The sequence below is a fragment of the Pseudomonas sp. A1230 genome, assembly GCF_044218825.1.
Classification (GTDB): Bacteria; Pseudomonadota; Gammaproteobacteria; order Pseudomonadales; family Pseudomonadaceae; genus Aquipseudomonas; species Aquipseudomonas iridis.
The window spans coordinates 2104609-2120522 of the sequence record NZ_CP162582.1; the positions used below are offsets into that span (position 1 = coordinate 2104609).

Genomic DNA, 15914 nt, shown 5'->3' on the forward strand with positions numbered 1-15914 from the left:
GCAATGGAACAGTTTTTGTCCGATAGCGACAATCTCTGGCGAGATCGTCCTATCACTCGCCCAATGAAGGCGAAAGAAAACTGACACAATTTGAAATCTGACGTAAAGCATTTTTTTGAATTCAAATCGAGCTATTCCGGGAAGCTCCCGTAAACAAAGCATGTGCGGTCGAAAGAATGTTTCAGATGTCTTGTTTTTGCCTAATTGTCTGACGATTTTCTATTTAATTATTAAATAAGGCTAAGTTGTTTTTTGTCGAAGGCGTCTCACTTTTGCCTTGTATTAGTGCAAGTGCCAGCGCATTGACATCACCCGATAACAGTCGCTGATAACCCATGTGGGAGCGAGCCTGCTCGCGAATGCGAAAGCTCATCCAACATCAATGCTGAATGAAACATCACTTTCGCGAGCAGGCTCGCTCCCAAAGGTTTTGCATTTACCGATATATCTCAGCTACCGGTACGAATCTTGTTCCAGATCCGAGTACGAATCCGGTCGATGTTCATCGGCATTGCCTCCAGGGCGAACAACCTGCCCAACATCTCCGGGGTCGGATAAACCTTGGTGTCGTTCTTGATCGCCGGATCGATCAGGCTGTCGGCCTGCTCATTGCCGTTGGCGTAGTGCACCGAGTTGCTGATGTCAGCCATCACGTCCGGGCGCAACAGGTAGTTCATGAAGGCGTAGCCGGCCTTCTCGTCCGGAGCGTCGTTGGGCATCGAAACCATGTCGAACCAGATGGGCGAACCTTCCTTGGGAACCGAATAGCCGATCTCGATGCCGTTCTTCGCCTCTTTGGCGCGGCTCTCGGCTTGCAGGATGTCGCCGGAGAAACCGACCGCCACGCAAATATCACCGTTGGCCAGATCGCTGGTGTACTTCGAGGAATGGAAATAGCTGACGTATGGCCGCACTTTCATCAGCAGCGCTTCGGCTTTCTTGTAGTCCTCGGGGTTCTTGCTGTGGTGCGGCAAGCCCAGATAATTGAGGGCCGCAGGAAGCAATTCCGGGCCGTTGTCGAGAATCGCGACGCCGCACTTCTGCAGTTTTTCCATGTACTCGGGTTTGAAAATCAGATCCCAGGAATCGACCGGCGCGTCGTCGCCCAATACCGCTTTGATCTTGGCAACGTTGTAACCGATGCCGGTGCTGCCCCACAGATACGGGAAGCCGTGCTCGTTGCCCGGATCGTTGGTTTGCAGGGCCTTGAGCAACACCGGGTTGAGGTTTTTCCAGTTCGGCAACTGGCTCTTGTCGAGCTTCTTCAACGCGCCGCCCTGAATCTGCCGGGCCATGAAGTGGTTGGACGGAAACACCACGTCGTAACCGGAGTTGCCGGTCATCAACTTGCCATCGAGGGTTTCGTTGCTGTCGTAGACGTCATAAATGACGCCAATGCCGGTTTCTTTCTGGAAATTTTTCGTGGTGTCCGGCGCGATGTAGCTGGACCAGTTGTAAACCTTGACCGTCTCGGCGGCGTGACTGATGGAGGCGACCAGCAACAGCGGTGCCAGAGTGAGGGTTTTCCGGATCATGGGTCGATTCCTGTAGAGGCTATTGTTGTTTGGCAGGCAATCTCAAGCAATCAGAAAATCAGCACGTAAGTCTTGCGCACGGTTTCCTGGATATCCCAGATACCGAGCGTGTTGGTCGGCAACATCAATGCGTCGCCACCTTGTATGTGCAGGGTTTCGCCACCGTCGTCCGGGGTGAATGTGCAACGCCCGGAAATGAAATGGCAGAACTCCTGCGCGGTGATCTGCCGGCGCCAACGGCCGGGGGTGCATTCCCAGACGCCGGTTTCGACACCATCGTCGCGCTCGACGCTGGTAGTTGAGGCGATGGCTATCGGCTCGCCAAGCGGCACGGCGACCGGGTTGGATTCATCGAGTTGTAACGTGGCGGTGTTTTTGAACTGGGTGATGCTCATGGCGTTACCTGTCTTGTGAATGAACAACTGTCAGTGCATGAAACCTTCCATGAACCCGGCCACCTGGCTGGCGAGTTTGCGCCGCCATGGCGCAGTCGCCGGATTGGCGAGGGTCTGGTCTTCGTGAACAAAGCTTTTGATGATCGCGTTGTAACCGAGCCAGCGGCACGGCTCCGGCTCCCAGGCACGTAGCGCATGAATCCCGCCGTCCGGCAGCACCCACGGCTGGTTAACCAGTTCGCTGTCGCGCTCAAGGATCAGGTCGGCCAGGGTACGGCCGCCGAGGTTGCTGGCACCGACGCCCTCCCCGCCATAACCGCCGGCCAACGCAATGCCGTTGGCCCGATCGCACAGCATGTGCGGCTTGAAGTGGCGGGACATGCCGAGGTTGCCGCCCCAAGCGTGAGTGATCTGCACATTTTTCAGTTGCGGGAACAGTTCACCGAACAGATAACGACGCAGCTCGACTTCATCGCGGGTCAGGTCAAAGTTGTGGCGCAGCTTGCCGGCGAATTGGTAACCACCGCGGGCGCCGAAAATCAGACGGTTGTCAGCACTGCGCTGGCCATAAGTGACCTGGCGGCTGAATTCGCTGAAAGCCTGGCCGCGACTGAGGCCGATCTCGTCCCACGTAGCGGCGGACAGCGGTTCAGTGGCGACGATCAGGCTTTGCACCGGCAATTGGTAGCGACCCAGAGGTGGCAATGTCACCGAATACCCTTCCACTGCTGGCACGATCCAGCGACTGCGCACATTGGCTTTGGCCGTGCGCAAACTGCCCGACTGCCAATGCGTAACGGGGCTGTTTTCGTAAATCTTCACGCCCATGCCTTGCACGGTGCGCGCCAGGCTGCGCACCAGTTTGGCCGGGTGAATGGTCGCCACATGCGGGGCGTAGATGCCACCGTAAGGTTTGGCGACACGAATCTGCTGCGCCAGTTGCTCAGGGCTGAGCCAGCGGTAATCGTCGTCGGTCAGACCCTGGGCGTGGAGTTTGGCCAGGTAGTCGCGCAGAGTCGCTTCCTGTTCCGGATAGCGCGCCGCGCAGTACAGCACGCCGCCCTTGCGGTAATCGCAGTCGATACCTTCACGTTCGAGGACGACTTCCACTTCATCGGGGATGCTGTGCAGCAGATCAAACGACGCGCGACGCTGCTCGGGAGACAGTCCGGCGAGCAAACGCTTCTCGCCAAGCAGATTGCCCATCAGCCAGCCGCCGTTGCGCCCGGATGCGCCAAACCCGGCGGTTTGCGCCTCGATAATGGCGATGTCCAGGCCCGGCGCGTGCTTCTTCAGGTAGTACGCCGTCCACAGCCCCGTGTAACCGGCGCCGATAATCGCCACGTCGACGTCCAGATCCCGCTCAAGCTCGGGCCGCGCGATCAGCGGCTCATCGAGTTGATCCATCCACAAACTGATAGTGCGCCACGCCGGCATGCAAGACTCCGCCACTGAAAACCTTCGATGGCGTCGATCCTAGTGCGCGACCTCAGGGGATGTCTTGCGCGCGTGTCCGCAAAGAAATTTGTTTAACGTAGGCCTTGGGCGACAGGCCGGTGTGTTGGCGGAAACAGCTGTAAAACGCCGACAACGAATTGAAACCCGCGGCGAACGCCAACTCATCGATGCGCACTGGCGGCGCGGCATCGTCCAGTGACTTGAGCAGATGTTGCAGTCGCGCGTGGTTGACGTAGCGGTAGAAACTTTGCCCAAGCACCTGGTTAAGCAGGTAGGAAATCTGATTGCGGCTGTACCCGCACTCCTTCGCGACCCGTTGCAGGTCAAGCTCTGGATCCAGGTACGGTTGCTGGCGTTCGAAGTATTGCTGCAGATCGTCGGCCATAAAACTCAATTGACGCGGCGACAGGCCCAGGCGACTGACGGCCGGGCGCTGGCTCGGCGCAGTGGTATTGCCAACCTGTGCACGCACCAACGAGGCGTATTCATTTACGCGCCAGATCAGCCCGTCCTTGACCGTGATCGCCTCGCTGGAGCGGAACGACACAAGTCCCTCGCCGCCGCGCAGGGTCACTTCGTACTGAATGAACGCAGTGTTGCCATCAACGCGAATGCGGTCGCAATGCTCAAGCGCTTCGTCGGATTCGCGCGGCATGCTCACACGCACGTACTCGCGCAACTCGTCGAGGCCGAGCACGCGGTTCTGGAAAAAATCGCTGTACTGAATGTCCGGGTGATACAGCGCCATCACGCTGTCCAGGTCGCGGTGTTTCCAGCTCAGGTGATAGCGCATGACCGTGGCGGTCGTGGCCTGGGTCTGTGCGGGGCCGTCGTCGTCGGCGTGCATAAGGAGCTCGGCGAAAAAGAATCGAGCTTGCCGAAGTTCGGCGCGGGCATCAATGACTAATCCATGATGGCATTTTGGCGATGAATGCGTAGGCCGTGACCTACATCAAAAAATACGAATCAATCGCTAAATGAACTGAAAATTCCCACAGGAATTTCACATTGAGATGCTACTTTTAACGTCAGTCACTGGTTGAGCCAATGAAGGCTCTTCCCACCTAACATGAGCTAAAGGAAGCGCTCGATGAAGAAGGCGGGCAACACATGAATAACGGGTCAAGCAAAGTCACGTTCCCCAACGCCTGCCAGTTGATGCGCTGGCATTTTCATCCCATGGGTTTCGAAGCAACGATGGATGCACCGGGCAGCATGATTGCCCGATTGTTTGATCGAGCCAGTGGTGAAACCATGATCGCTATCGCAGGCATCCCGTGCGCAACGGTAATGAATGCGGCAGACGTCGAGCGAATTATCGAGGCCGTGGAGGATGAGCTGGACGCTTTCATACCTCCAGAGTCTCTCAGGAACTATGCATAACGTTCTGATTTACAACAAAAAGCCCGCATTGATGCGGGCTTTTTTGTGGGTCACGCGGTTTGCTTTTCTGCTCGATGATCAGCGAAGAATGGCTTGCCCTTCGCCACTCGGTCGGACGCCTTGGGCATGTTCACCGCTTGCGGCTCCTGCGGCTCGACATACCAATAACAATGGCTGACCGCACGGGTAATCCCGACGTACGCCAAGCGCAAGATCTCGTCTTTTTGCGCGCTGTCATACGGCTCGCTGTCGCCGGTTTTGCCCAATCCGGCCATGCGATACACCTGGTTCTTGTAAGGAGAACTGGTCAGATGCTGACAGTCACCGAGCAAAAACACCGCGTCTGCCTGCAGGCCCTTGGCGCTGTGATACGTCAGTTGTTTCAACCGACGAGCTTCGTACGGCAAGCTCGAATCAACATTAACTACAGACTGAATATGCTTTTCTATCAATAACTTATCGCTGCTTTTTCGATAAAGCATCAAGATCGAATGGCCCTGCCGATAATGCTCTGCCAGGCGTTCGCCCAGTGCCTGATCGTCGCGTTCCAGTACGTTGACTGGCAGCAATGGCTTGGGCTCGCCGCTCGCCTTGGCCTTCTTACCTGGGATCGCGGGCGCGGCACGGACGATGTGTTCCGCCGCATCGATGATGTGTTGATGACTGCGATAGTTGTCACTGAGCATCACTCGCGTGGTGCTCGGCGACGGGAATTCCTTGTTGAACTCCATGAAGTAACTCGGTGAACTGCCGCGCCAGCCGTAAATCGATTGCCAGTCATCCCCCACACATAGCAGCGATGAGCGCTGCGCGCCTCGTCCGACATGCATGGCCGGCCCACGGCTGCGAATCTCCGAGAGGCTCGCGCGAATCCACGAAACGATCTGTGGCGAAACGTCCTGAAACTCATCGATCATCAGGTGCGACATGGGTCGCAGCAGTTCATCGCTGAGCAATTTGAGGTTTTCCGGCGAGTGCTCGCTGAACAGCGCGAACATGCGGTTGTAGGTCATGATCGGCGGCTTTTGGTCGAGCAAGTGATCTTCCAGGGCGCGCCAGAACAGGCTCAACGCCTCGAAGAAAAACCGGTCGGGGTCATCTTTGGCGAAACTCATGCGGCCAACAGCATCCGGCACGTCCAGCCCCAGGTTCTCGATAAACCCGGCCGCAGCCACGAAACAGTCGAGCAACGGCGCGGAAGCGAGTTCACCTTTGACCTTGTAATCGAAGCCCGGGCCTGCACTGGCATCGCCTGCCAATGTCGCCAAAACGCGTTTTGACGACTCGTAACTATCCAGCCATATCAATGGCTTACGACAGAATGCTTGAAACAGGGTGCGCTTTACTGCCCATTCTGCACGTATCGAAAGTTTCGCATTCGGTCGGCAGAGCTGGGCGTTTTCCCTAGGGTCGAAACCGAGTACGACCCAAGCATCAAGGCTTGGAATGTAGCCGTGACAGTGAAATGTCGAACCATTGATTTCGAAGGTCTGCCGGTTGGGCTCAATGCCTTTGATAGGCCAGGCACCGGCGCCGAACCAAAGATCTTCGATCGCATCGCACAGTTCTTCATCGCGCTTGGCCGCCAGCTCGGTGACGGCCATGCGCTTCTGTACATCGGGGTGGTCACGCTCCAGCTCCTTGAGCTGCAACCCGGCCTTTGCCATCGGATGGATCAGTTGGCGGAAACGCTCGTCCTGCGTGAACAATCGGTGATAGCAGGCATTGAGTTGCTGGCGCTGCGCGTCGTTGATACGCAGGTCGAACGGATTACTGTCGACCTCCTCGTCAGCACCGGGCGCTCGATGGCTGAGGTTCTCGAAAGCCTGCAACCGCTCGAAACCCGCCAGGCTGCGCACCATCGGCAGGATTCGCGAGTGGAAGGTTCGCACCAGCTCCCGCGCCTGTTTCAGGCTTAGCGCCCGCCCCCACAACGCAAACAGCTCGATCAGCTTGTTGATGAAGTCCTTGCGCGATTCGCGGGTGAAGGTCACTACGGTCATCGAATCGAGTTCAAAGCCCAGATAGTGCGTCAACAGTAGAATGCGCAGGACCAGCGTGGTCGACTTGCCCGCTCCGGCGCCGGCTACCACGGAAGTTGAAGGCGTATCGCTGAAAATCATCTTCCATTGCGCAGTGCTCGGCTGAGCGTGTGCGGGGAGTAAACGCGCGACATCAGCCTTGATGCGCTTCTTCAGCTCAGCGGTGAGCGGTAGGCGCCAGTCGTCGAACAGGAGGTTGTCCACGCTTGGCGGACGATGTTCGGTGTTGCGGCTGTCGCGGATCAGCAACACTTGCCGACCTTCTTCAAACCCCTCGAGCTTGCCCTCTTTGTAACCGTACTCGACACCCGCGGTGTGACCGCTACGAAAGCCATCCGCCTGACCATGCAGCCACGACGCACGGTGTTGCGCGCGCAAACGCGTCAAACCGTGGCCGAAGAAACGTGCGGCCATACGTTTGAACCACGGCATCTCGGCCAATGGGCGAAGTTCGGGAGGAAGATCGGGGGTTTGTTGCGCCACGCTGACGGGCTCCAGTAAGTAAGGCTGTTGAAGGCTATGGTGTCTTTATTTAACGCCGGGTTCTAGCGAAATGCTTACGCTTCATTGGTTTAGGCGATGAACTGAAGGTGGGATGAGAAATCTTCGAGCTTTTTTTGATCGGCTTATTCGATCTTAATACCGCACTTTTTACGCTTTTTATCGATACTTGGCTGATAGATGATCGCCGTCATAAACCACCGGTCTTGGGCCGGGCGCGATAACTGCGCCCCGTCATTAACCTTTTGAGGAGACGATCATGCTTGAACTCAGACCTTTCAACACACTGGGCGCCGCCCATCATGGCTGGTTGGATGCCCATCACCATTTTTCGTTCGCCGAGTACTACGATCCTCAGCGCATGAGCTGGGGCAATCTGCGGGTGTGGAACGATGACGTAATCGCCGCAGGCAGCGGTTTCCCGCAGCACCCGCACCGCGACATGGAGATCATCACCTACGTGCGCGAAGGTGCGATTACTCATCAGGACAACCTCGGCAACAAGGGCCGCACCGAGGCTGGCGACGTGCAAGTCATGAGTGCCGGCACGGGTATCGCGCACAGTGAATACAACCTGGAAGCCCAGGACTCCAAGATCTTCCAGATCTGGATCCTGCCCACCGAAACCGGCGCCCCGCCGTCCTGGGGTGCGAAACCCTTTCCCAAAGGTCAGCGTGAAGGGTTTGTGACCCTTGCCAGCGGTAAGGATGGCGATGATCAGAGCCTGCGTATCCGCGCCGATGCACGTTTGGTGGCGGCGAATATCAAGGCTGGTGAGACGGCGGAATATCGTCTCGACGAAGGACGCCGCGCTTATCTGGTGCCGGCTACGGGTGTGATTGAAGTCAATGGCTTGCGTGCACAAGCTCGAGACGGTGTGGCGGTTGCGCATGAGCAAGTACTGACCGTTACCGCGATTGAAGACAGTGAGATTGTGTTGGTGGACCTGGCTTGATCGCCTGATCGCAGGCAAAAAAAGGGGCAACCATAATGGTTGCCCCTTTTTTTGGCTCGGTGGACTTCAGCTTATTTGCTGGAAATTGCGCCATCCACCAGAGTTTGCGCTTCAACCACCAATTGCTTGAGGTGCTCGTCGCCGATGAAGCTCTCTGCGTAGATCTTGTAAATGTCTTCGGTGCCTGACGGACGCGCCGCGAACCAGCCGTTCTCGGTCATTACCTTCAAGCCGCCAATCGCCTGATCATTACCCGGTGCGTGGCTGAGAATGCTTTGAATCTTCTCGCCTGCCAATTCGGTCGAAGTGACTTGCTCCGGCGACAGCTTGCTCAGCAGGGCTTTCTGTTCCGGGTTGGCCTTGGCGTCGACGCGTACCGAGAACGGCTCTCCAAGTTCATCGGTCAGCGCTTTATAGGCCTGGCTTGGGTCGCGGCCGGTGCGAGCGGTCATTTCTGCCGCGAGCAGTGCCGGGATCAGACCATCCTTGTCGGTGCTCCAGACACCGCCGTCCTTGCGCAGGAACGATGCACCGGCGCTCTCCTCGCCACCAAAACCCAGCGAACCGTCGAACAGGCCGTCCGCAAACCATTTGAAACCAACCGGCACTTCGTAGAGACGACGCCCCAGACGCTTGGCGACACGATCAATCAGACCGCTGCTGACCACGGTTTTACCCACGCCAGCATCGGCACGCCACTGCGGACGGTTCTGGAACAGATAATCGATAGACACTGCCAGATAGTTGTTTGGCGCGAGCAAGCCACCGGAAGGAGTCACGATGCCGTGGCGATCGTGATCCGGGTCGCAGGCAAACGCCACGTCGAAACGCTCCTTCAGACCAATCAGGCCTTTCATCGCATGGCTCGATGATGGGTCCATGCGAATCTGGCCGTCCCAATCGACGGTCATGAAACGGAAGGTTGGATCGACTTGCTTGTTCACCACTTCCAAATCCAGACGGTAGTGCTCGGCAATCGCCGACCAGTAGCGCACCCCCGCGCCACCCAGCGGATCGACACCCAAATGCAGCTTGGCATCACGGATGGCATCGAAGTCGATCACGTTGATCAGATCGGCAACGTAGGTATTCACGTAGTCGTGACGATGGGTGGTGCTGGCCTTGAGCGCCTGCTCGTAACTGATGCGCTTCACGCCAGCCAGTTTATTGGCCAGCAGCTCGTTGGCCTTGGCTTCGATCCACTTGGTGATGTGGGTGTCTGCCGGGCCGCCGTTGGTTGGGTTGTATTTGTAGCCACCGCTTTGTGGCGGGTTGTGCGACGGCGTGATGACGATGCCGTCGGCCAGGCCCGAAGTACGGCCGCGGTTGTAGCAAAGAATGGCATGGGAAATGGCCGGAGTCGGCGTGTACTCGTCGCCTTCGGCGATCATCACGGTCACACCGTTCGCCGCCAGCACTTCCAGAGCGCTGGCACCCGCGGGAGTCGACAACGCGTGAGTGTCGATGCCGACAAACAGCGGCCCGGTGATCCCTTGGGCCTCGCGATACAGGCAGATCGCCTGACTGATCGCCAGCACGTGCCATTCGTTGAAACTCAGGTCGAAAGAACTGCCCCGATGCCCCGACGTGCCAAACGCCACACGCTGCGTGGAAATGGAAGCGTCAGGCTGGCCGGTGTAATAGGCCGTTACCAGTCGCGGGATATCGACCAACAATTCTGCCGGTGCCGGTTTGCCCGCAAAAGGACTGAGTGTCATGCAAAAACCTCTGAAATAGAGTGATTCAGGAATAGAACGCAGTTTACTGGCAGTTTGACCGTAGTGCGACGGGATCTATCCGGGACACTCCCGATGTTTTTTAACGTTAACTTTCGGGTGCCATCCGCAATGCGTCGCCCAGCAGCGCGACGACATTCCCCAGATCGTGGTCACCATGGCTCAACGAGCTCAAGCGCAGATGGTGCGCATGCAACCCCTGCAGGCTGAACAACTCCCCTGGCGCAATAATGATCTGCTGCTTGAGCAGGCGCTGAAAGACATTCTCCATGTCTACCGGACGCAACGAGCTTACCCAGACCGTCGCCCCGCCCTGCGGCTCGACAAACTGCAACGCGTCGCCCAGGCGCTCGCGCAATAACTGGATCAACTGCGTTCGTCGCTCCTTTAGCATCCGTCGCAGTACTGACAAATGCTGGTCCAGCCGTCCGCCGCCCAACAATCTCGCAATCGCTTTCTGGCGGATCAGCGACAAGCTAAACGCGCGCAACAGGAAATGGCGTTGCAACTCACTGCGCCAATGGCGCGACAGGACAAAACCAAAAGGCGCCTCTGCACCGATGAACTTCTCGAACGTGGAAAACACCAGCAGGCGATCCGGGTCCAGCCAGTCGCGCAGGCGTTGGGAGTCGAACCCTTCATCGAGTTCGCTGTAGCAGTCGTTTTCCAGAACCCAGGTGCCATGACACCCGAGCAGATGGGCGATGGCTTGTCGATTGGTCGCAGATAGCAGGCTGCCGTGGGGCATGCTCAACGCTGAGGACAACAGGATCAGTCGCACCGGCTCGTTCTTGAGCAAAGACTCCAGGCGTTGCGGATCAATCACCCCGCCGGCGAGCAGCGGCAACTCGATCACGCGCACTTGGGCGCAATCCAGCAAACGCAGGATCACCCAGTCACACGGCGACTCGACCACTACGGTGGCCCCACGCAACTCGAGCACCGAAATCAGAATTTCCAGCACCCCGCGCAAATCGGCACCGATGTAGACGTCATCGGCATGCCAGCAATTCACCGTCGATGAGGTGTAACGCGCAGCCAGTACGGTGCGTAACTCCAGCTCACCGCAAGGCTGCACCAGTACTTGCGGCTGGCGCGGGTACTGGCGCAGCAGTTCCCGCTCAAGCATCAGCAAAGGACGGTCCAGCGGTTGCAGCGAAGCCGGGTCATCGGCGCTCAATACACACATGCCCGGTCGCTGGGTATTGACGTAGACGGTTTCGAGCAGGTCCCTGCCACAACCAGGCACGTCCAGTGCGGGCAGTGCTTTCGCGTAATAACCGGATTTGGCGATTGAATAAACCCGACCTTCCTTTTCCAGCAACGAATAGGCGTACTGGACGGTCGAGATCGACACATTCAGTCGATCAGCCAGTTGCCGCAAGGAAGGCAGGCGCACTGCCGAGCTGCTCCCTGCTTCCTCGATCAGCAGCGTCAGGTAGCGATAAACAGCCTGATAAACAAAGTCGTTTTCCCGCGACGCTTTCACGAGCCGGCATCCATGGGCTGTGATTCAGGGTTAGGCGATTGGCTCACGGTCAGCCTTCCGCCGATCGATCGTTTGTCGGCTCGGTACCCGCCTCCTCCGCACTGGCGCTGTCGCCGCACGCAAGTAACCGAACGGGTCCCATGGAGTAAAGACGCACAATCAATTTGACCGGCAACCCGCTGACGTCCGTCATCCACTTCAGCACTTGCTCAGGCGCATGCAGGCCCTGCATTGCCCGGTGTAGATCCGGCAATGCCACCAACATGCCGGGATGACAATTGCGCAGAAACCGTTCCAGTCCCGCCCCGCTATCAACAAACGGCGCAAACAGCAGGCACATCAGCTGGATCTCGTTCAAATCGAAACCGGCCGAGAGCCAGCCTTCCGCCTGCACGCGCAACTGTCGCGAATCCTGCAGATTGCCGAAATGGGCGAGCATCTGTTCGCAAACCGGCTCGGGTACCTGTCTGCGACGCATCGTCACCAGGTTGCTTTGCAGGTATTCGCCGACCCCGGCCTCGTAGGTTCTCCCCTCGATGAATCGCGCCTGCATTCCTCGCAGATGCGCAGCGACCAGAGGATCTGCATATTCATCGTCACTTTGATAAAGGCTCAGGTCGTCCGCCTGGAACCCAAGAAAGTCACTGAGCAACGGCCAGCGCTCCTCGAGCTTGCCAACGATCATGTCATTGATGTTGATGAAACCGGTGCGCCGACACGCTTCGAACTCACCTTCCGGGCGCCACGCTACGCGTTCCTCTTCGGTGTAGAACTCGCGATAGTAATCACCACCCAGCCGGTCGAGCAGCGGGAACAGCGCTTCAAAGCCAGCAGAGGTCACCAGCGGACCGGCAATGGCGGCTTTTTGAACGGCGCGACTCAAGCCGTCGAGAAAGTGCTTCTGGCGGTGTAACGACTCACTGCCGATCATGGCATCGACACCATTGTTCCATCGGGCGATCTGACCGTAGTACTCGGCAGTGGCCAAATAAGCGTCGTCCCACAACTCAAGCGCTTCGCTGTAGGTTCTTCGATGCCCCAGCAGCAGCAGGTTTAGACGATGGGTTTCGCGCCCCTCTTCGCAGATCGGTGCCTGATGGTCGAATGGCAGGACCTGGCGATGATCCACCATCAACAGCTCGACCCGAGGATCGTCATGGAGGAACAGCGCGCCGTAGCTGCGGTGCATGTTCTGCAGCGCCATGTCACTGTTGCCGTTCCAGCGTAAAGTCGCCACCCGTAGCTGAAACGTCCCGGGCGCACGCCCGGCGATACTCAATTGCGCTGCCCGTAGCAGCGCCAATGTGTAACAGCTGTCGCGCGACCCGGTCTGGTTAACCAGCACTTTGAATTGACCGATGTTCTCCATGCCGCCAGCAGCCACGGCCAGTCGCTGGATCAGCAACTGCAACGCCGTGCGCTCCGCTCGTGAGAAAAAACTCAGCAACCGCTGCAATACTTGCTGGTAGACATAATTCATTGCCTGATCGTGGATCGTGCTCATCGGTATTTACCCGGTATAAAAGGTTTCATGGCGCGCAGACAGAAAACCAACCGTCCGCACGACAATTAATCAATAAGTAATAGACGCTCAGATGCTAACACTTACAAATTCGTAGTTATTTGAAACACTTGACCTGACAAAAACTCTGTTTTTGCCACAACAAGACGTCAAGCCATTGTTTTATATAGGTATTTTTTATTATTAATTAATCCTATGAAACTTCCCACAACGTCCCACGACAAGTGATTACAAGAAAAAGAGAAGGCATTTCGGAATAACCCTACAGTAATTAAACAAAGAATGCCGTGTTTAACAAAACCGGAGGTTATATGTTGAGGTCGACAAATTGAATGCACAGGCATGGCTCATTCCTTGAGATGAAAGTAATCATTCAATTATCAGGGCTTACATTGCGATTAGAAGATACAGATCCGGGCCAAAAACCAGTTCAGTTGCTGAACAGGTCCCGGACAGGGCACCAGAGAGGCTTGCTTTGAAGGAGGGATAAACACGAAAGAGTCCGTGGGGCCACGGACTCTGATTGCCAGGGTTACGCCGACTCGATTTGAAGGGCAACCCGTTCGCGGCATGGGCATTCGTCCATGTAGCGATGCGCTTCGACGAACTCGCTGAACGGGAACACCCGGGTCTTGAGCGGGAGCAACACGCGGTCTGCGGTCAACTGGTTGATGTCACGCAGGGCACGTTGCACGGCGACGTGGTCCTGGGCGATACCCAGCTCCGGCTTGCCGGTGAAGTTGCCGATGCAGTGCACAAAGAACTGGATGTTCTTCTGGAACGCTGCGCAGGCCGGAAACGGTGTCTGGTTCCCACCCTGAAGGCCGTACAGCACAAGGCTGCCACGGGGCGCCAGTACATCGCCAAGCAGCGACATCTGCGGACCGCCAAGGCCGTCGAACACCACATCGACGCCACGGTTGTCGGTGATCTTGTTGATTCGCAACAACAGATCTTCCTCTTCGGTGACAATCACCTTTTCCGCGCCCAGAGACAGCAGGTACTCGCGCTCCTGCGCCTCTTTGGTGGCGGCAATGACGCGCACGCCCATGGCCTTGCCCAGCTGTACAAACGAAGGGCCGGCGCAATGGCTGGCGTCAGTGACCAGGGCAAATTGCCCGGGCTTGACCCGTGCCAGATCGGCGTAGGCGAAATAGGCGATCAACAGCGGTGTGTAATGCACACTGGCTTCGATCGGGCTGAGCACATCCGGATAACGGGTCAGCGCAGTGCGCGGCAACACGATCGACTCGCCGTAGACGGGATAGTCGTTCGGACTTTCGGCCGGGAAACTGGCGACCTTGTCACCGACGGACAGGTCTTCGACACCAGCGCCAATCGCCGTGACCACACCGGCCATTTCATGGCCAAGGCCTGATGGCAGACGTGCCTGGGACGATGCCAGGTTCTGGCGCCACAGCGTGTCGTACCAACTGATGCCGATTGCCTCGACACGCACCTGCACTTCGCCAGGACCTGGCTGAGCGGCCGCATGCTCTTCGCATTTGAGCACCTCGGCCGGACCAAACTTGTGAAAACGGATCGTGCGGGACATCGCAAACCTCGTCAAAGTAACCTCTAATGCCATGAACTCTATCTGGGCTTTTAACCCAAGACTATCAGTGGCTATTAATAGTCGACATGCCTGTCATTGATTCCGCAGTATGCGCGGTATTGGCAAAATCCTTGAAAAACTGCTGCCACCGTCTGAGTAAAGCTGAATTTTCCGGTGCAGAGTACCAGCCTTTCCCCGTAAGATTCATGCCGGCCATTGTTCTCATATGGCCGCCCTCGTCAAGCTTGATGACTCTGCCAGGACTCCAGATGAATCGTAATGACCTGCGTCGTGTCGACCTGAACCTGTTGATCGTATTCGAAACGTTGATGCATGAGCGCAGTGTGACCCGCGCCGCCGAGAAGTTGTTCCTCGGCCAGCCGGCGATCAGTGCGGCGCTGTCGCGCCTGCGCAGCCTGTTCGATGATCCCTTGTTCGTACGCACCGGCCGGAGCATGGAACCGTCCGCCCGCGCGGTGGAAATCTTCGCCCTGCTCTCGCCTGCCCTCGACTCGATTTCGACCGCCGTCAGCCGTGCGGCAGAATTCGACCCGGCCACCAGTACTTCGGTATTTCGGATCGGGTTGTCGGATGACGTCGAATTCGCCCTGCTGCCGATGCTGCTAAAACGCCTGCGCGCCGAATCGCCGGGAATTGTGTTGGTGGTGCGCCGGGTCAACTACATCCTGATGCCGGGCTTGCTGGCGTCCGGCGAAATCTCGATCGGTGTCAGCTACACCACCGACCTGCCAGCCAACGCCAAGCGCAAAGTGCTGCGCCGCAGCGCGCCCAAGCTGTTGCGCGCCGACACCGTGCCGGGGCCGTTGAGCCTCGACGATTACTGCGCCCGCCCCCACGCCCTGGTGTCGTTTGCCGGCGACCTCAGCGGCTTTATAGATGAAGAACTGGAGAAACTCGGCCGCAAACGCCATGTGGTACTGGCCGTGCCGCAGTTCAATGGTTTGAGCACGCTGCTGGCCGGAACTGACATTGTCGCGACCGTGCCGGACTATGCCGCCGAAGCACTGACATCTGCGGGTGGCGTTCGCGCAGAAGATCCGCCGTTGCCGACGCGCACGTTTGAGCTGCACATGGCGTGGCGTGGCTCGCAGGATAATGATCCGGGCGAGCGTTGGTTGCGGTCGCGTATTCAGATGTTCTTCGGGGATCCGGATAGTCTTTAGTCGTTCTCGGACAGGCTGTTTATCTGATCATTTTTGACTTTCCACAAACCATGGAACTCCATCCACTTCCAGTGGATTTCTACATTGGGGGCACATCTGAGGGCATGCTTTGTATGGTTTGAAAAGGATGCCCCCAGCCTAAGGCCAAGCAGGCTATTG

12 protein-coding genes are annotated in these 15914 nt (G+C 57.4%); 3 read left to right on the plus strand and 9 right to left on the minus strand.

Going from position 1 to position 15914, the window contains the following annotated elements; genetic code table 11:
- Positions 1-449: 449 nt before the first annotated feature.
- The 4 genes from AB4P97_RS10000 to AB4P97_RS10015 are packed head-to-tail and all read right to left on the minus strand — an operon-like array spanning position 450 to position 4235.
- The gene (locus AB4P97_RS10000; RefSeq protein WP_042559259.1) at positions 450-1535 is read right to left on the minus strand and encodes a polyamine ABC transporter substrate-binding protein; all 1086 of its coding nucleotides are present in this window, start codon (positions 1533-1535) and stop codon (positions 450-452) included.
- 50 nt (positions 1536-1585) lie between these two features.
- Positions 1586-1930 (minus strand): cupin domain-containing protein, encoded by a 345-nt coding sequence (locus AB4P97_RS10005; protein WP_395602579.1) that lies wholly within the window; start codon positions 1928-1930, stop codon positions 1586-1588.
- Between the two features lie 30 nt (positions 1931-1960).
- Entirely contained in the window at positions 1961-3367 is a 1407-nt protein-coding gene (locus AB4P97_RS10010; protein WP_395602580.1) for an NAD(P)/FAD-dependent oxidoreductase, read from the minus strand.
- 52 nt (positions 3368-3419) lie between these two features.
- Entirely contained in the window at positions 3420-4235 is an 816-nt protein-coding gene (locus tag AB4P97_RS10015) for a nuclear transport factor 2 family protein (RefSeq protein ID WP_047301180.1), read from the minus strand.
- 263 nt (positions 4236-4498) lie between these two features.
- On the opposite strand from AB4P97_RS10015, the gene AB4P97_RS10020 reads away from it, so the two are divergent.
- Positions 4499-4771: a DUF1652 domain-containing protein gene (locus tag AB4P97_RS10020; protein WP_042559264.1), complete on the plus strand. Its 273-nt coding sequence runs from the start codon at positions 4499-4501 to the stop codon at positions 4769-4771.
- A gap of 50 nt (positions 4772-4821) precedes the next feature.
- Here the strand turns inward: AB4P97_RS10020 and AB4P97_RS10025 are convergent, their stop codons facing one another.
- Entirely contained in the window at positions 4822-7296 is a 2475-nt protein-coding gene (locus tag AB4P97_RS10025; protein WP_395602581.1) for a UvrD-helicase domain-containing protein, read from the minus strand.
- 277 nt (positions 7297-7573) lie between these two features.
- Between AB4P97_RS10025 and AB4P97_RS10030 the strand changes: the two genes are divergently transcribed.
- On the plus strand, positions 7574-8269 hold the full coding sequence (locus tag AB4P97_RS10030) for a pirin family protein (protein WP_042559266.1): 696 nt from the start codon (positions 7574-7576) through the stop codon (positions 8267-8269).
- Positions 8270-8340: 71 nt separating this feature from the next.
- Here the strand turns inward: AB4P97_RS10030 and pgm are convergent, their stop codons facing one another.
- The 4 genes from pgm to AB4P97_RS10050 all read right to left on the minus strand — a co-directional run bounded on the left by pgm (position 8341) and on the right by AB4P97_RS10050 (position 14571).
- The gene (pgm, locus tag AB4P97_RS10035; RefSeq protein ID WP_395602582.1) at positions 8341-9987 is read right to left on the minus strand and encodes a phosphoglucomutase (alpha-D-glucose-1,6-bisphosphate-dependent); all 1647 of its coding nucleotides are present in this window, start codon (positions 9985-9987) and stop codon (positions 8341-8343) included.
- 106 nt (positions 9988-10093) lie between these two features.
- A complete protein-coding gene (locus AB4P97_RS10040) occupies positions 10094-11494 on the minus strand; it encodes a PLP-dependent aminotransferase family protein (RefSeq protein ID WP_395602583.1) in 1401 nt (466 codons plus the stop codon).
- A gap of 49 nt (positions 11495-11543) precedes the next feature.
- Complete coding sequence (locus AB4P97_RS10045) at positions 11544-12998, minus strand: hypothetical protein (RefSeq protein ID WP_395602584.1); 1455 nt, start codon at positions 12996-12998, stop codon at positions 11544-11546.
- Between the two features lie 550 nt (positions 12999-13548).
- Positions 13549-14571 (minus strand): zinc-dependent alcohol dehydrogenase family protein, encoded by a 1023-nt coding sequence (locus AB4P97_RS10050; RefSeq protein WP_047301189.1) that lies wholly within the window; start codon positions 14569-14571, stop codon positions 13549-13551.
- 269 nt (positions 14572-14840) lie between these two features.
- Between AB4P97_RS10050 and AB4P97_RS10055 the strand changes: the two genes are divergently transcribed.
- On the plus strand, positions 14841-15755 hold the full coding sequence (locus tag AB4P97_RS10055; protein ID WP_042559271.1) for a LysR family transcriptional regulator: 915 nt from the start codon (positions 14841-14843) through the stop codon (positions 15753-15755).
- Positions 15756-15914: the final 159 nt, after the last annotated feature.